This is a genomic window from Marisediminitalea oceani, from assembly GCF_003731635.1.
Classification (GTDB): domain Bacteria; phylum Pseudomonadota; class Gammaproteobacteria; order Enterobacterales; family Alteromonadaceae; genus Alteromonas; species Alteromonas oceani.
The window spans coordinates 40,746-65,839 of sequence record NZ_RCUA01000081.1; the positions used below are offsets into that span (position 1 = coordinate 40,746).

Below are 25,094 nucleotides of genomic sequence, written 5' to 3' on the forward strand. Positions count from 1 at the left end.
AACATAGTTTCAAACTAGCCCCTAAAATTATCCTGATTGGCCAGGAACCATTCAAACGCATGCGCCAGACCATCTTCCAGGCTATAAGTATGCTGCCAACCCAATGCATGCAGGCGGGAAACATCCATCAGCTTGCGTGGAGCGCCGTCTGGTTTGGTGCTATCCCATACGATATTCCCTTTAAATCCGGTGACCTTTGCTACAGTCTCCACCAGCTCTTTGATGGTACAGTCGACACCGGTACCCACGTTAATGTGGCTTAACATTGGCTCGGTGTTTTCATCGTAAGTGGCTTTGTCCAATTCCATCACATGCACGCTGGCGGCAGCCATGTCATCTACATGTAAAAACTCACGCATGGGTTTACCACTGCCCCAGGCAACCACTTCAGCATCACCACGTTGCGCCGCTTCGTGAAAACGGCGTAATAACGCAGGAATAACATGAGAGTTTTCCGGGTGGAAGTTATCGTTAGGACCATACAGATTGGTAGGCATTACTGAGCGGTAATCCCGGCCATACTGGCGGTTATAGCTTTCGCATAGCTTAATCCCGGCTATTTTCGCAATGGCATAAGGCTCGTTAGTTTCTTCCAGTGTACCGGTTAACAAGGCTTTTTCTGTCATTGGCTGTTCAGCCAGTTTGGGATAAATACAGCTGGAGCCTAAAAACAGCAGTTTCTGAACATCATTCGCATGAGCCGCATGAACAATGTTAGCTTCTATCATCAGGTTTTCGTAAATGAACTCAGCAGGATATGTATTGTTAGCGTGAATACCGCCTACTTTCGCGGCCGCTAAATACACTTCATCAATATTATTCTCGGCAAAAAACTGCGACACCGCCGCCTGGCTGGTCAAATCCAGTTCACTGCGTGTGCGAGTGATAATAAATACATCACCACCACGTTTTTCTAAATTTCTTACAATTGCTGCACCCACCATTCCGCGGTGGCCGGCTACAAATACCGTTTTCATATAAAGTAATCCTTGGGTTTAAAGCTCTTGATTCGCATAAATGAGAGATAAACTACTTCTAATATCAGTTCTCATTTCTAATCAATTGAGAAACGAGTCTCTGTCCCAGTAAAAGAAGCATCATGGTGGGATTAGCCCCGCCGCCGGTGGGAAGCACGGACGTTGATAATAACCTGATATTGGGTGCTCCAAACATTTTTAGATCTTTATCGACCACGCCTGAAGTTTCGTCATGCCCCATTTTAGTTGAGCTTGTTGGATGAAAAATCCCCCCTGAATTCTCAACTTCAGATGTTATCATCTGAATAGGAAAGCGTTTATATTCGCCCAACTCTTTCAATCCACAATTATTCCAGGTTTCCTTGAACAACTCTGCTGCATCAATAATTTGGTTTATATCGTCCTGGCTTATTTGCCACCTTATATTAGCAATTGGAGAACCATGTAAATCCTTCTCACTATCACTCAGTGTAATCCTATTTTTTTCTATTGGATGTTGCTCAACAACTGTATGAACTATCAACTTACAATTTTGTGGAAAGAGCAATCGTTTATGGTAGAACTTCCACCACACAGCCCTTATAAACCACGGTGAATGTTTTAAGAGTCCAATAAATGATGCTAGCGTCGGAAATTTTCTTTTTTGTACGTCCTGTAAAATTTCCCGAAGATAATCGAAGCCCCCTAATGAGTTTGTTTCGAATCCAACATGCGTAAAATTTGGAAGAAGACATTTTCTTTTACTGGAATTATTTGCCAGCTCAAATCTGATATTCCTCATTCCGCCGCCAGAGGTAAACCTAAAACCAATAATTTTATTTAGTTCGGTTTTCGCCTTCGGTATTATTTCACCAACTGATACAGACAAATGATCAGAAAAATATTTACCAATATTTGGATTATTCACATTATCATTTTGTAATTGTATGAGTAGCGCAAGCCTAGTAGTTTCAATAGCTCCAGCAGCGATTATCACTTCCTTCGCAAAAAGTTCAACCTTCTTTCCTGATTCAGCAAGCACTGTAAGTAATACTTTCTTATCGCCAATATTCTTAATGCCTACCACAGTCGCCCCAAGATAAACATTTAAGTTTTCCTGCTTTTGGGCTTTTGGTTTAAATATATTTGCCACATTTCTTTTCTTGAATGCAGGCCATTTAGCGAGGCGATTAACATGGTTTGACTTCAGATCATATGGAAAGTATGAATCCGTATACTCTCCTTTTTCTAAATCGAACATTTCCTCTAATTGAGGGATGTATGGTTCAAGTTCAGATAATGAAATCGGCCATTCACTATCATTAAGATCTGCTGCTTGAAACGGAATTAAAGCCCCGCCCCAACGAGAAGACGTTCCCCCCAGGCAACGAAACCGCCCATTTTCTGCGCCATCGTAATATTTATCGATATGATTGACTTTGTTCAGAGGGTGTTTGTCTTGATTTTGGTGTTCATCACCACTCTCTACGCAGACTATTTTTAAATCACTATTTTGTGCAATCTGAACGCTGACTGGCAATCCTACGGTACCCGCACCAATGATTGCAATATCACATTCTATAACAGAACCGTTCTCCTTTTCGATATGTGTAATCATTGTTAACCAACCAAATCTGCATATTGCTTTATTCGACTTTTATTTGTGGTACTTACAAGAACTGCCCCAGTTGTATTTCTATCTAAAGCATTTTTTAGCACTTCAGGCACTGGCTTACCAAGGTCTTTACTCAAAGCCTCAGAAACATATCCGTAAGTAAACTGAAATGGCCGGTTGAATTCTGTTAATACATCTGCATTTTTATCGATTAAGCCATCTTTAATTTGAATAACTTCAAGTAATGGAGATTTAACTTTTAGAAATGTGAGCGCCTGTTTCTCATCAACAGCTATACCATAATTACCGACCTTTCCTTCTTCTTTGAGCGATTCCAGCCATTGCAACCACTCTTCGGTCTCCAACAACTCTATACTGGGTTCATGCAGCATGAATACGTCGATCTTATCTCTTTTTAATCTCCTTAGACTGCCTTCAATAGAAGCCTTGGCTCTGAGAACTGAAAAGTCAATAGATGGTTTTGACAGAGAAGTTAGAACCTTTCCGCCCGCTTTTCTTAAGAATGTGCTGAATGGAGTTTGCTCTTCCCCACCTGGCGAGTAAATACCAACTTTTGTTGTAACAGTTATATTTGGATGTTGCTGAAGGACTGCCCCGAGATCTCTTTCAGCTTGTCCAAAGCCATAATAAGGAGCAGTATCGAAATGAGTAAATCCATTATCAACAGCTTCTTCTATTAATTCGAACCTCGTTTGAGAAGAGCCGGCGTTAAACAAGCTTGCAGTACCAAACACAAATTTCGATACATTCAAATTTGTGTTATGTATTTTTACTTTTTTCATTTAACAACCTTTCTTTTCAAATTTCATAAACCACACCCTTAATAATTTAGTGATAGGCCGCTCAACCCAACGGTACGTAAAATAAGAAACTACAACACAAAACAACATCGTGAATATAATCAGAAGATCAGGTTGGGAATCTCCAAATAATTTAAGATATAGAATAATAGCAATTTTGTATGAAAAGACATGAGAGAGATATAACGAATATGATATTTTCCCTAAAAGGTCTAGCTTTAGAGGAATATGGAAGCCAGCAGCATCCTCTTTGATTAACAACCCCAAGACTAAAATAGAAGCAGGAACACCAAAAAATATCACTCTATATTCAATATCGAATGAAACAAAAACATTCCATAGAATCAAAGCCAATCCCAAGTAAATTAAAAAGTACATATATTTAGGAAATGATTTATAATAAAGACCTATAAAAACGCCAAACAAAAATTCCAGCAATATTGGATTGCCCATCATCTTTATATACTCAACTGTAAAATCAAAAGAGTTAACTATTAAAATAGAAGATATAAAAAAACCAGTCAAAAGCGGGAGGAACAACTTTTTATCGAATATAAGAAGTACCGAAAAAACTAAATAAAAATACATTTCATAGTTTAAGGTCCAACCTGGATTAAGAACTGGCATCACTGAACCTACAGAGTTTTCAAAAGGTATAAACATATATGAGGCTAGGGCATGACTTAACTCGAAGGTTTTACCGCTGGAACTCAACGAAGGAATAATAATCAAAGCAGCAATAGCAGCTGACGTCATAATCCAGTATAGGGGGACGACTCTAATTATTCTTTTCAACAAAAAGTTAATTGAGGCGTTGTTTTTTTTAAAGTCACTACCATGAACATAAATCATGATAAAACCACTGATTACAAAGAAAATATCGACACCAATAGTGCCGAAGTTTATCATGTTATGAAAATTCAATAAGATGGATTTATCTAACCCTTTATGCTGAACTTCAAGTAAAACATGGTGCAGGACAACAGATAATGCAGCAAAACCTCTTAACAATTCAATTCCGCGAATTTTATTCATAATAAAGAATTACCTTCACTATTGTCCATTTTAGATTTATCCTATGAGAAATATAAACCTCTATTCAAATTTATTAATCAATAATTAAATAAGGCCATAAATCATATTAATACTCTATCGATTTTTTATATTAATGCATAAGATTTTTAATTATCAATTCGCTTCTTGAACGCATTTTTTTTGCAGGGTTTCCCGTATACACTTGTAATCTATCTAAATTTTTAAAAGTCACCCCTCTAGCTCCCAAAACTGCACCATCATCTATAAAGACCCCCGGCCCGACAAATGCTTCAGCTGCGATCCATGCATGTTTTCCAATGGTAATTGGCTTTGTTTGTAATTGAAATTCGGGATCATCTATATCATGTGTCCCGGCACAAAGGGTCGCACGTTGTGAAACTATAGACTCCTCCTTCAGGTGAATACGAGCCATACAGTAACACTGTACCTCCGGTCCAAGCGTTGATTTAGCTTCCATTATCAGATTTGGTGGATACCAAATTTTAACCGACGGATAGATAAAAACACCTTGTTCAATCTTAGCCCCGAAAAACCTTAATAAACGGGCTCTCCACGCATGGAAAGGAACTGGTGTCCATCGAGCCAATAGAAACCAACATACTTCCCAAAGAACTCTCACCAATCTGTGTTTTAGAGAGAAACTAGCCCCCCCCTCAAACGGCTTTGTGGTGCTGGCATCCAATGGCTCAGACATCGAGCATCTCCTTAGAAAAGCGACTCGCTTTGATTACTCTTTTGCTACTGCGACTGAATAGCCGTGCTTCTTAAGCAAAGCGTGTTGCTTGGCTTTTTGTAAGTCGCCTTCCACCATTTCAGCACACATTTCTTCAACGGTAATTTCTGGTACCCAGCCAAGCTTTTCTTTGGCTTTAGCTGGATCGCCGAGCAGGGTTTCTACTTCTGCAGGGCGGAAGTAACGCGGATCCACTTTAACAATTACATCACCAACACTAACGCCTGGTGCATTATCACCATCAACCGCTGTTACGGTAGCAATCTCATCCACGCCTTCACCACTGAATTCAACGGTAATACCCGCTTCTTTACAGCTCATTCGTACAAACTCACGTACGGAAATTTGTTTGCCGGTAGCGATAACAAAATCTTCTGCGTGATCTTGTTGCAACATCATCCACTGCATACGCACGTAATCTTTGGCATGTCCCCAGTCACGCAGCGCATCCATGTTGCCCAAGTATAAACACTTTTCAAGCCCTTGAGCGATATTAGCAATACCACGGGTGATTTTACGGGTTACGAAGGTTTCACCGCGGCGTGGTGATTCGTGGTTAAACAGAATACCGTTACATGCATACATACCGTAAGACTCACGGTAGTTCACCGTTATCCAGTAGGCATACATTTTAGCTACAGCATAAGGAGAACGTGGGTAAAACGGCGTAGTTTCTTTCTGCGGGATTTCCTGCACTAAACCATAGAGCTCAGAGGTTGAAGCCTGGTAAAAACGGGTTTTCTTTTCAAGGCCTAAAAAGCGGATCGCTTCCAGCAAACGTAATGTACCAATGGCATCCACATCTGCCGTGTATTCAGGCGCTTCAAAAGATACTGCAACGTGAGACTGTGCACCTAAATTGTATACTTCATCCGGCTGCACTTCCTGCAGGATACGCGTTAGGTTAGACGTATCGGTTAAGTCGCCATAATGCAGGTGAAACTTAGGGTTTTCGTTATGAGGATCTTCATAAATATGATCAACACGCTCTGTGTTGAACAATGAGGCACGACGCTTAATACCGTGTACTTCGTATCCTTTCTCTAATAAAAACTCGGCTAGGTAGGAGCCGTCCTGGCCGGTTACACCGGTAATGAGTGCTTTTTTCACTATTAATCCCTTCTTACAACGTAGTTAAAAGTATTAAAAACTCAGCTTTGCTTGCACATCATGCAAAAACCGATCAATTATTTTATTTCTGTCGAGATTTTCTTCCGCATAGCTCCGCGCTACTAAATTATGGCCCGTTTCTTCATTGGCTAATTGTTTGTTAATCGCTTCAACGAGCGCAGGTGCAGATTCAGGCTCAATTAAATCATAAATGCCCGGAAATTTTTCAGCTAATTGCCCCAATTCTGTGCATAGTTCTGCTGTTATAATGCTTTGGCCACCCGCAGCAAGAATATTGGTGAGCTTTGAGGGCAATACCGCATCGGCAGCCCCTTTCTTTTGGATTACCAAGTGGATATCGGCCATGGCCAGCATAGCAGGCACATCATCCCAAGCTTGCAGTGGGAGAAACAGCATATTGGTTAATTGTTTCTGTTTTGCTAAGCCCTTTAATACTTCAGCATGGGCTCCGGCACCAACCATCAAGAATTTTAAGTCCGGCCGTTCTTTAAACGATTCTGCGGCATCCAGCACAATCTCTAGCCCCTGTTTCTTGCCCATATTACCCGCGTAAAGAATCACTTTGTCTGCAGGCTCTAATCCAAGCCTTTCTTTAAAGCTTTCATAAGCTGTATCCGGTGTAACAAAACTCACATCCGCCCAGTTAGGGAATAACAACAATTTTGAATCTGGCACACCTTTAGTTCTGGCATTGTCAATCATGCTGTATGAAATGGTGGATACCAAATCAAATTTGCTCATTATCCAAGATTCTACCTTTTTTAAAAAGTTGGCGATTTTGCCTCCACCCATGCCTAAACCAAGCATTGCATCCAGTTCATAATCCTGAATATGCATTACTGATTTTGCACCGGTGAGTTTGCAATACAGCAGCGTAGCAGGCGCGCAAAAAAAGGTGGGTTGCACCAAAAAAACCAAATCGGGTTTGAGTTTAAACAAACTGAATAATCGAAGACCTGATGAAACACTAAAAGAAAAGAGATGTAATAAGCGTTTAAGCGTAGTTACATTGCTGGGCACATACAACGGGCAGCGATAAACCACTGCATCATCAGATGTCTCAGTAACATAACCAAACGAAGCGTACTCCCTTTTAATCTTCCACTCTGGATAATATGGCGGAGCACAAAGTACCGAAACATCAGTGCTCATTTCAACCAGGGTACTCACCATTTCGCCATTGTATTTGCCAATGCCCGTGAGTTCTGGATAGTGATTCAGTGAATACAACAAGAATTTCACTTAAGCTCCAACCCCGTTAGTTCTGCGAGCGCATCCAGCTTTTTCTCTTTGGTATCGCAATGTTTATCAGCAAAGAGCTTTTCTGCTTCTAACACACGTAAATCCACCATAGAACGATACCAATAGCCCTGGAAGAAGTGAAAAGCAAAGCCCTTCTTGCCATCGAGGAAACCCAAACGGATAAAATAGCGATACAAGAAATACAGAAGAGGCCTTACAAACAAGGGAATACGGTTATACAGTTTTTCTTTTACCAGGCGTTTTATCTTTGCCTGAGATGAGGAATCATCAACTTCAAGTGTTTGATCGGCAGCGAACAAACTATATTTTCGGCCCAGAATATCAACCATTTCCCGATCGGCATATTTATTATGCTTATCTGTCCACCACTTCGTATTATTCAAATTGTCGTCAACAATATGTCCGGATAGCATCTCTGTTTGGCCGCCATCATCTAGCACTATATGTTCGTCCATCCAACGGGACTCAATTCTGCCTTTGCCTGTACGCCATACTCTTAATAAATTTAAAGGATAGACCGCACCGTGTTTAATCCATTGCCCCAAAAAGAAATACTTCCGTCTTATATAGAAACCAGAAGTTTCAGCTTTAGCAACAGCTAAAACTTTAGGGAGTTCTGCAATCAAATCTGGTTCAATATATTCATCGGCATCCATTCTCATCACCCAATCAGTTTCAATCGGGCAATTATCGAGCCCCCATTGAAACTGATCAGAATAGTTTTTCCATTTTCTGCGGAAAACCCTTACACCTAATTCTTCGCAAATTTGAATTGTTTTATCAGTAGACCCACTATCCACAACAAATATTTGACTCACTATAGGCTTCAAAGACTCAATACAACGACGGATGTGCAACTCCTCGTTATGAGTCAGAATTAAAACTGATAAATTTGAACTCACGCAAAAATTCCCTAAAATTAAAAGAAAGGCTCTTTGAAAATATTGATCAAAAGTATTCCATTAACCTTTGACACTGGATCTATTTATTATTTAATATCGGCTTTTAATAAATCCACGAGATTTCGACATGCTTTTTCCATTTCAAATTTTTCTTGAAAACATTTCAGCGAATTTACAATCATACGTTCTTTAGATTCTTTATCTAAATCAAGCCAATACCTTAGAATTTTGATTGTTCCTTGTAAATCATCATTAGCGACAACACCAGCCTCGAACTCAGCTACTTCTCGCCAAATATTTACTTTATTTGATATCAAGACTGGCGTACCAACGGCAAGTGCTTCAGCTACTGCGATACCAAAGTTTTCTTGATGAGACGGAAGTATGAAAACTTCAGCAGCTTTCAAAGCCCCCCACTTCTTTGTACCTGCTAACATACCCGTCCATGTAATACGTTCATCAATTTTTAATTCTTCAGCTAACTTTTCTAACTCAACTCGCCATCCGGTTTGGTCTGGGCCAGCCATAACCAAATGGATGGTTTCATCAAGGTATGCTAGTTTAGCAAATGCTTGAATAAGTAAATCACAACCTTTCTTTTCGTGAATTCGACTCAAAAATAAAAATATCCGCTTACCTATAAGCGAAGGAAATTTCTCATAAAAATCTTTTGGTTCAGCTGAACTCGCCACTGCGGTAATATCAGCGCCGTAACCTACAACTCTCTCTCGCACTTTATAAGGTCTAAATGATTCTCTAGCTAATATTCTTTCATCTTCGCAAGTAAACAACACCGAACTCGCATTTCGAAGTATTCGTTCTTGCATTAGCAGCCAATAAATATATTTCTTTAGATGCTTGACCGGATACTCCTTTTTAAACCAAGGATCCAACATTCCATGGGTGTACACGTAATACGGAACATCTAATTTACTTAATATCTTATTAACTATATAACCTTGATATTGCCACAATCCATCGACTATCACTGCATCAAAATCAGTAGCATTACTTTTTAACCATTCGCCTAATTTAGGGTTATAAGAAAAAGCACCTAGTTTGCCCTTACCGAGACGAACCACTTTCAAATTCAACTCATCAGGTAATAGATCATCAATCTCGTCCATTGTAACCGCAGTAGCCTGAACTCCAAACTTGGGATAGTGCGAGGAAAGGCTTAAAACACCTTGAGCTACCCCGCCGGCTTCTAATTTGAGTGAGCTTATTACATGCAATATTTTCATTTTTTTAAAACGTCGGTAATTATTTTTTCAAACCTTGATGCTAAAGGTGGATTAACAATACTTTTATAAGTGTAAAATGCATTCTTTTGCATTTTTCGCAGTGTCGTTTTGTTTACCTTCATTTCAATAATACTTTGAATTAATGAATCCTTATTCTTCCTATCGAAATGTGAACCATTCAATCCTGGCTCAACATAGGATGGCTCTGGTCCCATGTGCATATGGATATCTGAGTGAACAACAACCGGTAAACTAAGAGACATATAATGTAAAACACTAAGCCCAGCGTCACCGGGATAACAACCTAAAAAACAGTTCTTTGATATATCTGAGATACTTTTACTATCATATATCTCTCCACAAAAATTGATACAGGGGTCTTTGGAGTATTTTTCCTTAAGTTGAATTAATTCTCTTCCACCACCAATAATGTAAAGTACAATTGGATCAACACCTCTAACTTTTCTTGAATTGATTGCCAAACAAGCATCAATTAACATTTCTATTTCCGAACCTTCTCGAAGCCTTCCTAAAAATAAAACACCATTTTTTGAATCTTCATCTTTTTCCACAGGAAATTCATTTACAATTGAATTTTCAGCTACTACAGTTTTTTTATAAATAGGAAGGGAAAATAGTGATTCTTTAGAAAAATTTGTATAGGCAATATACCTATCTGAAAAAAGATTAAAAAACTGATATATCAATTTATTAGAAAAGCTTATACTCTTCTTGTTATATAACCCTTGACCATGCAATAATACTTTGACTCCTCTAATCTTAGCAAAAATCAAAGTTAGCAAAGTGCTAATATATCGAGGGTTGGCTGTAATAAATAACACATCATATTTTTTTAACAAAATATTTTTCAAAAGAGAAGCTTGCCAAAATAATTTATTAGATAGACTAAACTCAGAAACCGTATTTATTGCCATATCTTTATCGTAAATATCACTTCCGTAATCAGATGATTGGGTGGCGATTATTGCCACTTCAAAGTTTTGATTCAATTCTTTAAATACAGGCAGACGATATTTCGTCAGATAAGGTTGAACTATCAAAAGGGTTGGCTTATCCATATTATATTCCCATAGAATATCTCAATGCTCTAAACCCTTTAACATAAAATCTTAAGAACATACTGTAAATTTTACTTGGCTTAATATTTGCTGCATTCCATTTTTGTCGCATTCTTGCATGATCAGCAATCCTAAATTCTTCGTGCTTATTCGTACCACTGATAGATTGTGAGTGAACACGAAATTTAGCGAGGATCCCACTCACTCTTTTAGCCTTGTAGCCTTTAATAAATGCATCAACAAAAAATTCACCATCCCAACTTGTTCGGTTGCTTTCTTCAAAACCACCAATTGTGTTAAATACCTCAGCTTTACAGCAAGACGCTTGCTGAGGTATGGCACTTGCTCCACTAGCATAGATAATCTTTGATACAGGACCAGACAGGAATTTTGTCACAGACCTTCCAGGCAACGTTGCGGGCTTCCCTTTTTCATCAATTATCTCAATATCTCCATAAACAATATCAACTCCCGGGTTTTTATTAAAAGTATTAACCCATGTTTCAACAGCATTATTATTCAAAACATCGTCGGAGTTAATATAAGCATGCAACTCACCTGTAGCAACTCTAAACGCTGCATTTAAAGCGGCAGCAGCTCCACCATCAGGTCCAATATTTATAAAAGATAAATGCTCTCTATACTTTTCAATTATTTCAACACTTCCATCAGTTGAACCACCATCAAAAATAATATATTCAATATTTTTATAAGTTTGTCCAATTACTGAAAGAATTGTTTCCTCTAAAAATTCTGCCTGATTGTATGAGATGGTAACAATTGAAACTAATGGTTTTTTGTTCATGCATTTATCTCCTTATTGACATCAACTATATAGACATTTCTTCGGCCTTCGTGGTTTGAGTCAATAGCAAAATAACTACCATCACTTTTCCATCTTGGATGAAAATCACAATGGATACCACTTCTAGAATAGACAAAATGCTTCTTAGAGAATTTACTCATCATGTTTTTATCTGTATATGACAGGATGCTGCCGTAATTTTTATCAGAGGGCGCTAACGAGCATTGTGCTAATTTTCCAAGATTATGAAGTTCATCAGATTTACAGTCTAAAATAAGTAATTCCCTTTCCCATTTCTCATTAGGATAAGTGTCCGTTAAAAGTAAATCCCTGTTTAATGGACTGAAAGATGGATGCCCATCTCCAACGGGTAATTTTTCAGAAAATTTTGTTGTCGAAAATTTGTTGTTTTTTGATACAACTTTGTAAAACCCTTGTGGAATGATTTTTTTACCCAAAACCTTTCTAGCTATAGGCTTAATCATTTGGAGCATAGTTGGTAAAAAAGGAATTGTCTGTAATGAAGAGCTAGAACGAAGTGATTGAGCCTTTGAGACCGGCTTACCCCATATAAGAATAGATTCATCATCAATCCAGTCGAAATGTGACATAAACCCCTCATCCCATACTCCAGCGTTATGCCCATCACTATCACTAATAATCAATCTAGTCTGAATACCACCGTCAGGTAACCAATAACGATGGAGGAAACAAATCTTACTTCCGTTTGGTGAAGGAAGAATATGAGTAACATAATGATCCGTTTCTTCGAGTACTGCGGAGTTACCCTTTAACATTGTAATATCATAGAGAGACAGAATTAGCTCAGACTTCCCAGAATCTAAATCAGTTTTCCAAATTCCATCATCTTTTGGTTTATGAATTCCTTCAGAAGTATCTTTTACACCAGGATATCCATAGCCTCCTAAGCGATACATTCTTTCGTAATTCAGCCCATATGAATACTTTTGGCATGGTGATATACAGTTTGTTGGCTTATCACAGAAGTGAACAAGTTGGCCATCAGTATCGACTATTTTTGCTGTAAATTTGTTGTCTTGTACTATATTGAAAATAACTAAATCGCTATCTTCATTTCTAACCCAACACTGGCGACCACCTTGTGGAAAATTCCAACAAGTGGTTTTATCCAAAACTTGAACAGCACCTGTAGATAAATCAACAGTAACTATCTCCGCATATGAATCATTAGAGGGAATATCTAACAATGAATCGACCCTAATTGCTAAAAATCTATTCCCATCTGATGACCATGGATCAATATCGTGAAATCCGACTAAATAGTTCCCTTGTTCATTGGTAATTGCTTGTAATTTCATTTGCGCGCTAAACCTTAAAATTCATAGTTATATTGAGTGGCAACGGACTTGACAATCTTCTGGATTATGGAAATTTCCTCTTTACTCAACCTAGATTTCCATTTATCAGCCGTTTTTTTAACATCCCTTTTTATATAACCTGATCTACCTTTAGTCATATCCTCATTACTATTTGAATTCAAATGACTTTCAAGAAAATCATTAACCTTCGTAGTACGATTACAACCGACAAAATCAAAAACCTCATCTATAATTTTACTGTTAGCAGCCAAATCTTCCTGCTTTAAAACAAAAGTGTTAGCATTCTCCGCATAATATCGAAAAGAAAAACCATAAACAATTCGCCACAATAGAGCTGCTTGTTCAACCAAAGTCTTTTTATCTTCAGTAAATTCTTCAATTAATTCTCTATCACTTTGAGAGAGCAATTTTAATAAATATTCTTGATTTTTTATATTATTAAAATCAAAACCTCCGCCTCTTCTTTTGATACTTTCAGCAAATGCACATGGATGCCTTATACATAAAACAACTTTAAGATTATCATTTTCCTGCAGTTCTTTTGAACTAAATACAAGAAATGGATCTTTATATACAGCTGGCTTTCGATATATGAAAATCTTCAAATTAGTAAAAAAATATTTGCCTACTCTTAAAAAATCATGTAAGGAACGCACTTTCCATAAACGAGTTAAACTTTGAGAGAAAAACCTATGGCCATTAGAAAAACCTATCAATTTTTCTCTTAATTCTGAGTATTTAGAATTATCAAAATATTGATACCAGTTTTCTGTATGAATACTGTTATATCCTAACGTAGGTTGATAGTTTAGAGGTTCATGAACTACATTAAAACTTGGAGACTTACCAATTATCTGACCAACCAGAGTACTCATAGAATAATGGGTGCCAGTAACTATTACTGAAGATTTAAATGTATCATTTCCTTTCGCCATATAATTATCCATTTTTTAAATTTTTTGTTTAGATTCCGATACAACGATACAAGCAACAACTATATATATTGCTTCAAAACATCGTCTGACTTGACCAAAAGGAGAAAAGAATATATCCCATAAAAGGGCAAATAATACCAAAAGGCTAAGCGTTGGGATGGCTTTACTCCCAGGGGTCCCTATAGAATTACCAATGGCCTTCAAAGTAATAAAAAGGATGAAAAACCAGAAAAATGCACCAAAAACTCCATGGTAAACCCATGCTCCAAATAAGAGTGAATGAGATGGTATCAATAGTTTTTCTCGATTGTCTAAGGCGCTCCAGTGCACCTGTTTACCAAGAGCTTCATTTTGTGAGAGAAGAATTGTGTAATAGTAAGCACTTTCAGCCCACGATCCGTGTCCCAAAAAAGGGGAGTCTGAAATAGCCTTAAATGACACCAAGCTTTCGGAACGGCCAGCTATTATAATATTCACTTCACCGCCAGCTGTTTGTTTTAAGTATTTTACCCTTGCTTCTTCTCCAAATACACCAGCCTGATTCAAGTTGCCATATATGCTTGTTGCAACGGGGAATACCAATACTACTAATCCAATCGTCCCCATCAAAAGTGTTTTCCTTGTTTTTTCTGAGGAGACTTTTAATTGGAAGCCAGACACCAATCCCGCCAATACGGTTGTCAAAAATAGGGATCGTGCATTTAAAAATAAGTGAACTGGAGCCAAAAAGAGTAGTGCTTTACCTTTGACTTTTTCCGACTTTACAAAAATACTCAAAATTACAACAGTCAGAATTGTAATCGAAAATCCACCTCCCATTTTCCAGGGCGTTTCAGTTAAATCCTGAGTATATAACCCTTCTGAAGCGGTTACCCACTTAAGTATTACAGCCACAGCTGAGCCTATTATTGCTGCTGTATATCGTTCCCGTCTTCCGTTAATTAATACAAAGAACACCAACAAATGGAATGCAAAAAAAATGATTGCTGCAGAGCCTTTCATCATATTATTGATACTCGTTTCATTCACAATATCAGATACAACAGCGCTGATTAACCAAATGAATAGAAGTATTAAAATCGGCTTTAGGTATGGTTGACTGAAATTTAAATTTTTATTCATTAATAATATAGGAGTTAAAATTACTACTGCAATATCTGAAAACATTAGTTCCCCGACCAAGTTAACAGTCGGGGTAGTTAAGATAGGCAGCATAAAAAGCACTATATAATATTGATTTAACTTAGGAATACTAACATTCATCCTTTCACCAATTTTTTGAAGGTTCTATTGATCAATACTTTTATTTCTTTAATAGGTGGTTTAACAACATTAAGTAAGAATTTGCCTATCGGTATGTTAATTATCCCTCTTAGGGTCAAAATTGCTAACACCACCATCATTACATCAATAAATACTAAACCTGTTACCACCCCAATTAATCCGTAATAAGGTGCTAATAGATAAGAAAGCAATAAACCCAAAATAGAAAAAAGTAAATATCCCCACGCTACGGGTCTATGTCGGTTGCTACCAAGTCGAATAGAAGTTGGGATTCTCCATAATGATTCTGCAATAACCGCTAGTAGAAGGAAAATTAATAATTCTTTATAAAATACAATTTCACCGTGTGTCCATATTTCAAAAATCCAACCGCCAATTAACATCAATACCATTGAGAGTAATAAGGACAACCAAAAAGTAACACTCGAAAGTAAATTAGTCGTAGCTGTTAATAACTCACTGTCTGCCTTTTTCTGAAGCAGACCAGCTTCAGCGCGTAATGGGATCGCAAAAACTTGTAGTAAAGACGAACTGGTGCGGGACAGTGTTCTGTGAGTTACATACATGGCTGCTATAACTGGCCCCAAAGTTTTCCCAACCAAGATAACAGAACCTTGAAGTGTTAAAGCTTGAGCGAGTGGCATCAACATCATTTCTAACCCTATTAAAAAATAAGGCTTCATCGACTCGCCGGCTGGTAGTGTTAAGAAGGGATTAATTGTTTGTTGTAGGCCACTATGTCTCAACACCGTCCACTGAAGAACATATGCTAAGATAGTCAAAACAAAATAAGACAACGCTACTTCTATAGGAGAACATTTCAACAGGCTAACTAAACACCAAGTAACAAATATTTGTGATATTGATAATCCGGTTCGAACTAATAAGCCGATATGAAACTTGCCTTGAACACGTAAACCAGCCAATAGTGACAAGTTATTCTGAGAAACTACAACCGAAAGTGATAAAAAAATAATAATATAGCTAGCGTCTGTAGATGAAATTAATTTCAGCCCCATCATTTTATCAAGCGGTAAAAGAAATGCAGCGATACAAATAATTAAAGCAATAAATAATGACCAACGCTGGAAGCACACCGAATAGCGGTTAAAGAAATCTTGAACTTCTTTAGGCGAACTTTCAGAAGATCTTTTAGCCAATTCATTAGAGCCTGCATCTATAAACCCAAAATCAGTCAGCGCTAAAAAAGTAGGAATGGCAGTAATCATAAGCCATTCTCCAAATAACTCTGGAGACCAATAAGCCAATAATATAGGTACTATTAATAATTGATTTCCGATTCGAGCTACGATACCAAGCACATTAGCTGAGCTTGATTTAATTATTCGATTTTTTAAAGGAGATGAATTTTTCATTAGTTACGACTCAGATAACTGTTAACGTATGTATCAAAGTCACTACTAAGCAATGTCCCTTCAACTAAATAAGATTGAACTGCTGTTCGCTCTCTTAAATGACTATTTTGATTTCTAGCTATTATTGGTATTTTGTCAACATATTTGAGGATTACAGCAACAACTGCGTAGCCGCTACTTCTGCAACTTTGCTGGACGAAAGTTCTTGTAGCTAGCAATATGTACTGTTCTATAAATATACAATAATATTTTTGATTCCATACCGTGGAGTTTCCATTTCCCTCTGCACGAGATGGAAACGCAAACACATTAGATTTCGACATAAATGTTGCAAGAGCCTTGTGCGAGAGCATTCCATGATAAGTAACGTGAGATTCTGCCAGCAGATTTAAATGCCTAGCTTTCGATTCTTCAGGAAATGCACCGGCCCAGTGTAACTCAAACCCACGCTCTGGGAGACTAAGTACGTCAGCTTGTAATTCGTCAAGGCCTTTTTTTTGCTCAATATCCCCAGCGAATAAAAACCTTAGAGGCCTGCTTAATTCTGGTGAATGGTAATCTCGATAAGTAGCAAGAGAATCAAAAAACATTTCTTCTAAGCCGTGGTAAATCGCAGCCAATTCTTTTTTTGAAGACCATGAATTTAAATGTACACTCTACAAAATCAGGATTAACAACAATATAAGCCGCTTTTATATCATCACATACTGCTCCCCATATGCCATCAGACATACGTGGAAGTTCATCTGGGAATACGCCATTATTTTCGATTAATACATTAATTAGACAAGGATGAACAATTGAATGATTACAAATCAACTTCTTGCCTAAGCTTTTTGACAAAGGAATTAAGGACTGACTAAAACCAGCTCTAATATGATAGATATTGGCGCCAGATTTAGCAGCACTAGAGAGCATTTTTTGCCCTTTCGCCGTGAATTTCGAATTCCTTTATCGCTAGTTTTTCTATATCAAAACCAAATATACTTAATGTACCAGCAAATAAACTTAAAGTTTCAATGTTTCCGCATCGGTAAATACGTTCAAGTGGTATTTTTTCCTCAGGATTCACAAACCGGAGCAACTTATTTGATTTTTTGAAATTCCAACAATTTAGAATTGATTGCTCAATTAATGCATGCCCTCCCCCACATATTAATCCTGCAAGTCTACCTCGTTGTTCCATTTCTGCCGCTGTAAACAACATACGGAAGTTCTTGTATCCAGAATAGGTTACTTCGTCAGTTTTAAATTTGCTGTTTGGACTTCTCAACACTATTACTTCCTCTGAGCACCTTTTACAGCGCACAAAAATCAGATTTTTTCGCGAATTTGCAATTATTTCTGAACATATTATTCTTATCTATATGAAGATCGCTATAATTAATTAGTAAGCATTATTACCCACAAACCCTTTAAAGAAAGTAAAAATAACTATCTTAAAGTCGAGCCACAGCGACCAGTTTTTAATGTATTCCAGGTCGTACTGGATACGCATCTGCATTTTATCGATGGTGTCTGTTTCACCGCGCCAGCCATTTACCTGAGCCCAGCCAGTAATGCCTGGCTTAATGCGGTGGCGGAGCATGTAGTACTCAACCTTTTTACGGTACATTTCGTTGTGAGCTACTGCATGGGGCCTTGGGCCTACAACGGACATAGTGCCTTGTAACACGTTGATAAACTGCGGTAGTTCATCTAACGATGTCCGGCGCAAGAAGCCGCCGATGGGGGTTAAACGGGAATCGTTTTTGGTGGCTTGTTTCACTTCGTCGCCATCTTCGGTAACTGTCATGGTACGGAACTTCCACACTTTGATCTTTTTACCATCCATACCATAACGGTTCTGTTTAAAGATCACCGGGCCACGGGAAGTGAGTTTTACTGCCGCGGCGATAAACAGCATTGGTACAGCTATTACCGCGAGGATAGCTGAGGCGAGGATAATATCTTCCACCCGCTTTAAGAAGTTCATTGCGCCTTTCATGGGCGAGTCGAACACACTTACGGTTTGCAGTTCACCAACATTACAAATACGAGAGTGCAGCAGGTTGTAAACGAAGAAATTGGGTACCAAGTGCACTTGAGCAGGTGTATCGCCTAATACGCGCAGAATTTGCTCTATGCGGCGATTCGCTGTCATGGGCAGGGAGATAAATACCATGTCTACCTTGCCGCTATTTACATCATCATAAAGCTCGTTGATTTTGCCCTGCAGTTCCAAACCGTCTGGTATGGTGAGCCGTTCAGGTGCGCGATCGTCATACACGCCGAGTACGTTATAACCGATTTCTGGCGTATTGCAGATTTCTTTAGCCAGTTCTCTAGCCGTATCATTGGCACCGATGATAGCTACCGAACGGGTATTGAAACCATTTTTACGAATGCGGAACAGAAAGTAGCGGAAGGTGGCTCGCCAGACGCAAGAAGTAATCCAGCTGAGGCTGAACCACAGCGTGATTACTACGCGGGAAAAGTCGTCAGATGTTTTTGAAATGAACATCCAGCCCACTACCACCGAAATCATCAATAAGTGGCTCATACTCGCCACAAAGAGGATTTCTTTCATGGAGCCCGCCCGCCAGGAGCGATACAACCACAGCATTTCGGCACTGAATAAGAACGCCACACAGGCGATTAGCCCAATCAGGTAATAGTGCATGGTTAGCGGAATGCCATACAGTTGTGCGGACAACAGCAAGCACACCTGAATGATCAATAGGTCTAGAAAACGGTACAGTACCGCAAACTGATTTACGTTATTTCGAACAAAGCCTTTTTTACCCATTGTGCAGTTCCTTGCAGTAAAGTTGAGTTTAAAAGCAGATACAGAAAATTGTGGAACGGTTTGTTGTTGTTGGATTCCGTTCTTAACAAACTTTTTAATACATCTACAAAAGTTACAGCGTTACATATTTGTAGGCAATATTCATACCGAATAGTCACCTTTAGTATGAGATAGTTTTATGGCTGAAGGTGGAAACCTACATTAATTTAACAAGTTACGGAGCGGCTCCGACCTCTTACCTGTTTACTACTTACTCACCTGCTGAGTATGGTATTTATACTATGCGTCAGTATGATTAAAGCCCGCTTTTTACTTAAAGATTAAGTCAGTTGATTTATAATACATTTTGCTTAAACCAGCCCCATATTCCCAGTGAAAAGTGCTCAAACAAATTAATGCCTAGCGCCGATTTAATGAGGTACAGGATGAGTAGCCCCATTAAGGTAGAAACTAGTATTGCACCAGCAATTAGCGCGATCAGAGTGGTTTTTTTTACATTTATTTCACCTCGGGAGAGCTCACGTTTGTCGCGACCGGCCAGAAAAACCCAGAAGAATCGTGTAGTTGTAAAAGGAACTGACACCCTGCCCTTTACGTTAACCGGCAGCTTTGCTTTATTTTTGCGCAATGCCTCATCGAGGTGCAGCAACTGTTCTTGCGTGTAACTGGTTGCAACGTCTGGCGGCATTTTGCTAAGTAAGCCTTGCAACTGCCCGGAATAGCCGTGGTATGACGAATAAGATGAATTGGCCTGCATGTGTTTGGCTCAGGTAATCGATGATACCGTTTACATTATCGTGCGGATAACAAATTGCAATCGCCAGGTGTAAAAGAATCCGGCGCTGTGGTGTTTAAGTCAAAACGAGCAAAACTGGGTTTTACGGTAATTTATGCGCGGTAATGGTGATAAACAGAACAAAGCCGCTGTTAACTGCGGCTTTGTAATAACTTGCAGATAAGCTTGTGGCTTTTTTGAATTAAACTCTGGCGTTGCGGGTTAACCGCGTAGCAGCCAGAAACAGCAGGCTGAATGCCACACCGGTTGGAGCGGGTATGTCCTGGGTAATAGCGATGGCGTCGATATCGGTAACAAAGGCCACACGGTTACCGGCTTCTGCCAGGGCTCTGGTACTGCTTATCATCATGGTGCCGTACAGTTCATCCATGTACAAATCGGTATAGTTTGCCACCGCGCTGGGATTAGCCGAATACATGCCCCTGCCGGTGCCAGAACCATTAAGCATAATGTCGTCGGTCTGGCTGTCGAATACAAACCCTGCATTGAAAGCTCTGAGGGTAAGCGACATGATGTCGGTATTGCCGTTATTCACCAGCACAAACATTCCGGAAAGAATATTGTTGGCATTGTCGAGTACGCCGTGAGAATCACCGTCTAGCCGGATCCCCCATAAGCCATTAATGTACCCACCTGCGGTGGGTGACATAGCTACCCATACCCCGGAGTCGGTAGTGCCGTCGGCAAATGCAACTTCTACCAGGATACCCGCCATATCAGCACCGGAAACCTCGTGTATAAAGGATGCCTGAGCTTTAGCACTGAGAAACAGGGTAATAAAGCACAATAAAAGGTATTTTTTCATTAGTATCTTCCTTAAAACATGTTGTACCTTGCTGGCCTCTCTCTACTTCCCCTGTATGGATGGCAGGACTACGGGTGGCACTTAGCAGTCATTAACCTTTTAGTTAACATCGTAACTGTGCATTTTTTAAGCCATTATATTTTTTTGTACTGATTTTCAGTGGTTTAACATTTTCAAAATGCTACTTTTGACCTGGTCATTAAATAGCCAAAACGTTTAACTTTTTACTGTAAAAAAATCCGACACTTAATAATTTGCAGTGTAGTTTTTTTGATTTTGCTTTGGTTTCGTAGGTTTTTCCGTGAGCAATCATGACGTTGTTTTATATAGGTTTTATTTGGTTATCTTTATTCTAAATCGCTCAAAAAGCACACAGAACACAAATGATTAATCTGCACCTGACAAAGGCGACTTGCTTCTACTTAGTGCAAGTATTGCGAATTCTTGGGTGTATTGGGTTGATTTGGCATGGTTTGAGTGAGTTTTAGTTAGAAAAAAGCCCCGTTAAAACGGGGCTGAAATGGGTTCACACAACACAGAAATGGAAGGAACACTGGTTGTTGCCTGGAGGGAACAACAACTCATCCATTGGTTAGTAACTATACAGTTTTATTTCTGACGTTGGTTATTACCCGTACTTGCCAGGTATTGTTTTTGATAAGTGCTTTGGGGATTTTGTAAATAGGTAATTTTGGATGAGTCAGGCTGTTTGGGGGATACCGGAAGATACTTCGTATCTTCCGGTATGACGGAATTAAAAATAGTCATGCAGGCATGCCAGCACCTTCTTCATCTCCGCAGGCCACCACCTTCTTCATCTCCGCATACCAGCACCTTCGTCATCCCCGCATGCTCTTGAGCGGGGATCTCGTTGGGTTTCAGTATTATGTATAGGGTATTTTGCGTGAGCCAAACTGTTCAGGAGATCCCGGCTCGGGGGCCGGGATGACAATATTTTATTGGCCGGGATGACTATATTATATTGGCCTGAATGACGGGTAAATAGAGTCATCCCCGCATGCAACAACCCTAAGTCATCCCCGCATGCAACAATCCTAAGTCATCCCCGCACGCTACACCCTACCTCATCCCCGCAGGCTATTGAGCGGGGATCTCCTTAAAAGGCTATTCAAGCGTAGCCAGGCTTTTTCGGAGATACCGGATAGATACTTCGTATCTTCCGGAATGACGGGAAGGAGGGGCTCCCGGCTCGGAGGCCGGGATGACTAAATTGAACCGGCCGGGATGACTAAATTAAACCGGCCGGGATGACTGAATAAAATCGGCCGGGCTGACTGAATAACGTCGGCCGGGCTGACTGAATAATTTTGGCTGGGATGACGGAAAAAGAGGTAAACCAAGTCCCTCAAATTACAGCAATTTTACTTTAGGCAGGTACCAGGTAATTAACTCTGCAAACAATGAGGTTGCCCTAATATCTTTACTTAAGGCGCCTCCCTCACTGCTTTGACGTTTTTCTATCAGACCAACCTGCCAGGCTAAATCCAGCCAAAACCTGAGTACGTACTCAGACGGAAGTTCCACACCGGGAATATTAATCACCGGGCTTTCTTCGTCGGGGAATGTCTTTTCAAATAACTGCTGATAATCCCGGCTATGCCGCCAGGTATCTCCCAGTTGGTAGAGAATGTATAACGAAAAGCCGATACTGGATTGATAAAACGCACAGTTTTCTTCGTCACCGGCGAGATACGCAAGATTGAAATCAGTGATGTATGTTGTAAAAAGTGTTGCGTAGAGTTCTGTAGCAGCGTCATGGTCGCCTTGCTGTATACGCTCGTACATCTGCCAGGTAGCGTTAAGTGGCTTCCAGTAGCCGCCATGCTTGCGGAGCAGCCCCGCAATGGAAAGAACGCAACGTGCTACATGCAAATGTGCAAAGTCTTCTTCTTTGTTAATGGTGGAAACCGTGATCCCCGAATCTATCTCCATTTGATATTTTTCGAAAATAGTGCGGCACAGGTCGCGGGGTAAATTGCCGGCAGCGGTGCATTTAATGCCATTCGGACCCAAAGCACCCAGTAGGTTTAACGCCAACCAGTAAATGGGCACAGCCATTAGCTGCGAAACACGTTTAAAGTCTCGGGTTAGTAATGCCGGCGCCTCAAACGGCGTGGTTAGCAGCTCTCTGGCCTGGGTTGGCGTTAACCCAAGCAGATCCTCGCGGGGTGAATCGTTATGCTCTTGCATAAACCTATCAACAAAGGCCTGTGCTTCTTCCAGCGATTCAAACTGTTCTTCAGACATGGCCTTCGATAAAGCCTGATTGACTTCTCGCGCTGGATTGGCTGCTTCTTTTTCGCGATCACCGTAAAAATCTAGCACCGTAATATCGGGCAGTGATGTTATTTCACCTTTTTCAAGGGCCTTTAAGCGCTGCAAGTTTGTTTCGGCCAGCTCGTAATCCGGATCAATGGCCAGAGCCTGATAAAATGCCCGTTTGGCGAGTTGGTGATCCCCTAAGTACATATGGCAGATCCCCAAATTCCCGTAGCTTTGTACATGTTCTGGCTGGCTTTGGGTAACTTTAATAAAGCACCGGATAGCGTCGCTAAACGATTGGCTTTCTAGTAGCGATACGCCTTTTTCGAATTCTTTGGCATCGGCAAAATATTGCTTGAGTGTTACGTGCTCCGGAAGGGTTTCTTGTATCAACAGCAACCGCTCGCGGGCAGATCCGTATGCATCAATCTCGTCTGGGGTAGCGCATTCAAGCGCCTCGTAAAAAGCCTCCAGCGATTCTGTCATAAAACCGTTTAATTCTGCACAGAGCCCAAAATTGAAGTAAATAAACGCAGCCCCATAGCCTTTACTGATCGCTTTTTTTAAGTAGAGGTAGCCGTCGGTATGGTTGTTATCGATGTAAACAGCCGCCAGGCCCTGCATGGCAAAACTGAGACCGTGTCGAGGGTATTTTTTTACAGCTTTTTTAACTATGAAGCGGGCCAATTTGGTATCGCCAACGTCGATTGCATCTAAAAATTCATCCAACCGTACGGCTAGTTTGGCGGTGTCTTTATCCATTTTTGTCACAAGAAACTCGTTGTAAAAACTTACTCTTCAGTCACTTTAGCATATGGCTCCCAGGCTAAAAACCAATGCATCAATGTGCAGTTAACCCTAATCACTGCTTGCCGGAAACAGATGTTTCGACAAGGTCAGCATTACAGTGCCTAATTGAACAACCGTAGCACCAATCAGGGCCATCACCACGGTTTGATCGATAATTCTATCTTTTAATGTGGAATCAGTTACCCAAGCCAGAATAGCCCAGTCGGCAATCAACATTACGCCAACAACAGCGATAACGGTAAGATTTAGTAATTTAAACAGACCAATAATTTTGCGTATCGCGTCGCGACGAGTTTCGCCCGTTGCAGCCGTTTCAAGCATATCTGCGGTATGGGCTAACCGATCGATGTCGGCACCGTCAACATCGATCGAATCTATAAGGATAGTAGTTGGACTTCTCTGGTCATCCCCTGACATAGGTTGTCCTTTAGCTATTGAGTATTAAGCGCTCTTTCTGATGATTTCGGGCGTTCTCCACTACCACCCCGTGATCTTTATCTGCAGCGTTAACCATGTAGTACGCCAGTTTAAGTGCCTTTTTATAAACCGCAGCATTGGTTGATACACCAAAGCCTTTTTGCAGTTCAGCTAACAGCCTCAATGTATCTTCGTCTAAATCAATAGACGTTTTTTTACTTACTTTTTTCTCTGGTTTCGACATCTGCATCTCCGCTTAACAGAAACAACGTTACATAAAAAATATATATTTAATATGTAAAAAATCAAGTTACCTGTAAGAGAAATAAAATAATCATTTTGTTGTTTTGCCCCTTCTTTTTCATCCCGGCATGCTTCCCACTCCGTCAGCCCCGCTTGCTCTTGGGCGGGGATCTTCTCAAAAGGCTACTTCAGCGGAGCCAGCCTGTTTGGGAGATCCCGGCTCGGAGGCCGGGATGACACTATTTAATCGGCCGGGATGACTGAATTAAACAGGTCGGGATGAAGGAGAAGGGCCTGAGTCAGGTTGTTGAGGAGATACCGGATAGATACTTCGTATCTTCCGGTATGACGGAATTAAAAATAGTCATGCCCGCATGCCACCACTTTTGTC

General features: G+C 39.9%; 24 protein-coding genes. All 24 read right to left on the reverse strand.

The window, feature by feature from the left end:
- Positions 1–14 precede the first annotated feature (14 nt).
- Positions 15–977 (reverse strand): GDP-L-fucose synthase, encoded by a 963-nt coding sequence (fcl, locus tag D9T21_RS20490; RefSeq protein WP_123327041.1) that lies wholly within the window; start codon positions 975–977, stop codon positions 15–17.
- 64 nt (positions 978–1,041) lie between these two features.
- Positions 1,042–2,574: a GMC oxidoreductase gene (locus D9T21_RS20495; protein ID WP_123327042.1), complete on the reverse strand. Its 1,533-nt coding sequence runs from the start codon at positions 2,572–2,574 to the stop codon at positions 1,042–1,044.
- 2 nt (positions 2,575–2,576) lie between these two features.
- Positions 2,577–3,374: an aldo/keto reductase gene (locus D9T21_RS20500; RefSeq protein WP_123327043.1), complete on the reverse strand. Its 798-nt coding sequence runs from the start codon at positions 3,372–3,374 to the stop codon at positions 2,577–2,579.
- A complete protein-coding gene (locus tag D9T21_RS20505; RefSeq protein ID WP_123327044.1) occupies positions 3,375–4,427 on the reverse strand; it encodes an acyltransferase family protein in 1,053 nt (350 codons plus the stop codon). It abuts the gene before it with no gap.
- 130 nt (positions 4,428–4,557) lie between these two features.
- Positions 4,558–5,142 (reverse strand): LbetaH domain-containing protein, encoded by a 585-nt coding sequence (locus tag D9T21_RS20510; RefSeq protein WP_123327045.1) that lies wholly within the window; start codon positions 5,140–5,142, stop codon positions 4,558–4,560.
- A 33-nt stretch (positions 5,143–5,175) separates the two neighbouring features.
- Positions 5,176–6,291: a GDP-mannose 4,6-dehydratase gene (gene gmd / locus D9T21_RS20515; RefSeq protein ID WP_123327046.1), complete on the reverse strand. Its 1,116-nt coding sequence runs from the start codon at positions 6,289–6,291 to the stop codon at positions 5,176–5,178.
- A 33-nt stretch (positions 6,292–6,324) separates the two neighbouring features.
- On the reverse strand, positions 6,325–7,554 hold the full coding sequence (locus D9T21_RS20520; RefSeq protein WP_123327047.1) for a WcaI family glycosyltransferase: 1,230 nt from the start codon (positions 7,552–7,554) through the stop codon (positions 6,325–6,327).
- Positions 7,551–8,477 (reverse strand): glycosyltransferase family 2 protein, encoded by a 927-nt coding sequence (locus D9T21_RS20525; protein WP_164464783.1) that lies wholly within the window; start codon positions 8,475–8,477, stop codon positions 7,551–7,553. The genes D9T21_RS20520 and D9T21_RS20525 overlap by 4 nt, the downstream gene beginning before the upstream one ends.
- An 86-nt stretch (positions 8,478–8,563) precedes the next feature.
- Positions 8,564–9,721, reverse strand: a complete 1,158-nt coding sequence (locus tag D9T21_RS20530; RefSeq protein WP_123327049.1) for a glycosyltransferase — start codon at positions 9,719–9,721, stop codon at positions 8,564–8,566.
- Positions 9,718–10,800, reverse strand: coding sequence for a glycosyltransferase (locus tag D9T21_RS20535; RefSeq protein ID WP_123327050.1), 1,083 nt, complete (start codon positions 10,798–10,800; stop codon positions 9,718–9,720). Before D9T21_RS20535 ends, D9T21_RS20530 begins: the two co-directional genes overlap by 4 nt.
- A gap of 1 nt (position 10,801) precedes the next feature.
- Positions 10,802–11,605, reverse strand: coding sequence for a glycosyltransferase family 2 protein (locus tag D9T21_RS20540; RefSeq protein WP_123327051.1), 804 nt, complete (start codon positions 11,603–11,605; stop codon positions 10,802–10,804).
- Positions 11,602–12,945 (reverse strand): hypothetical protein, encoded by a 1,344-nt coding sequence (locus D9T21_RS20545; RefSeq protein WP_123327052.1) that lies wholly within the window; start codon positions 12,943–12,945, stop codon positions 11,602–11,604. Before D9T21_RS20545 ends, D9T21_RS20540 begins: the two co-directional genes overlap by 4 nt.
- Positions 12,946–12,959: 14 nt before the next feature.
- Positions 12,960–13,901, reverse strand: a complete 942-nt coding sequence (locus D9T21_RS20550) for a hypothetical protein (protein WP_123327053.1) — start codon at positions 13,899–13,901, stop codon at positions 12,960–12,962.
- A gap of 15 nt (positions 13,902–13,916) precedes the next feature.
- Positions 13,917–15,164: a hypothetical protein gene (locus D9T21_RS20555; protein ID WP_123327054.1), complete on the reverse strand. Its 1,248-nt coding sequence runs from the start codon at positions 15,162–15,164 to the stop codon at positions 13,917–13,919.
- Entirely contained in the window at positions 15,161–16,561 is a 1,401-nt protein-coding gene (locus tag D9T21_RS20560; RefSeq protein ID WP_164464784.1) for a lipopolysaccharide biosynthesis protein, read from the reverse strand. The genes D9T21_RS20555 and D9T21_RS20560 overlap by 4 nt, the downstream gene beginning before the upstream one ends.
- Entirely contained in the window at positions 16,561–17,181 is a 621-nt protein-coding gene (locus tag D9T21_RS20565) for a glycosyltransferase (protein ID WP_164464785.1), read from the reverse strand. The genes D9T21_RS20560 and D9T21_RS20565 overlap by 1 nt, the downstream gene beginning before the upstream one ends.
- Positions 17,141–17,479 (reverse strand): hypothetical protein, encoded by a 339-nt coding sequence (locus tag D9T21_RS20570; protein WP_123327057.1) that lies wholly within the window; start codon positions 17,477–17,479, stop codon positions 17,141–17,143. The genes D9T21_RS20565 and D9T21_RS20570 overlap by 41 nt, the downstream gene beginning before the upstream one ends.
- Entirely contained in the window at positions 17,469–17,837 is a 369-nt protein-coding gene (locus D9T21_RS20575; protein WP_123327058.1) for a hypothetical protein, read from the reverse strand. The genes D9T21_RS20570 and D9T21_RS20575 overlap by 11 nt, the downstream gene beginning before the upstream one ends.
- Positions 17,838–17,948: 111 nt before the next feature.
- Positions 17,949–19,349, reverse strand: a complete 1,401-nt coding sequence (locus tag D9T21_RS20580) for an undecaprenyl-phosphate glucose phosphotransferase (RefSeq protein WP_123327059.1) — start codon at positions 19,347–19,349, stop codon at positions 17,949–17,951.
- Between the two features lie 334 nt (positions 19,350–19,683).
- Complete coding sequence (locus D9T21_RS20585) at positions 19,684–20,106, reverse strand: 3-phosphoshikimate 1-carboxyvinyltransferase (RefSeq protein WP_123327060.1); 423 nt, start codon at positions 20,104–20,106, stop codon at positions 19,684–19,686.
- Positions 20,107–20,326: 220 nt separating this feature from the next.
- Positions 20,327–20,950 carry a hypothetical protein gene (locus D9T21_RS20590; protein WP_123327061.1) on the reverse strand — a complete coding sequence of 208 codons (624 nt, stop codon included), beginning with the start codon at positions 20,948–20,950 and terminating at the stop codon, positions 20,327–20,329.
- Positions 20,951–22,321: 1,371 nt separating this feature from the next.
- Complete coding sequence (locus tag D9T21_RS20595) at positions 22,322–23,995, reverse strand: tetratricopeptide repeat protein (RefSeq protein ID WP_241155776.1); 1,674 nt, start codon at positions 23,993–23,995, stop codon at positions 22,322–22,324.
- A gap of 96 nt (positions 23,996–24,091) precedes the next feature.
- Positions 24,092–24,460 (reverse strand): hypothetical protein, encoded by a 369-nt coding sequence (locus tag D9T21_RS20600; RefSeq protein WP_123327063.1) that lies wholly within the window; start codon positions 24,458–24,460, stop codon positions 24,092–24,094.
- 10 nt (positions 24,461–24,470) lie between these two features.
- Complete coding sequence (locus D9T21_RS20605; protein WP_105934312.1) at positions 24,471–24,704, reverse strand: hypothetical protein; 234 nt, start codon at positions 24,702–24,704, stop codon at positions 24,471–24,473.
- Positions 24,705–25,094 lie beyond the last annotated feature (390 nt).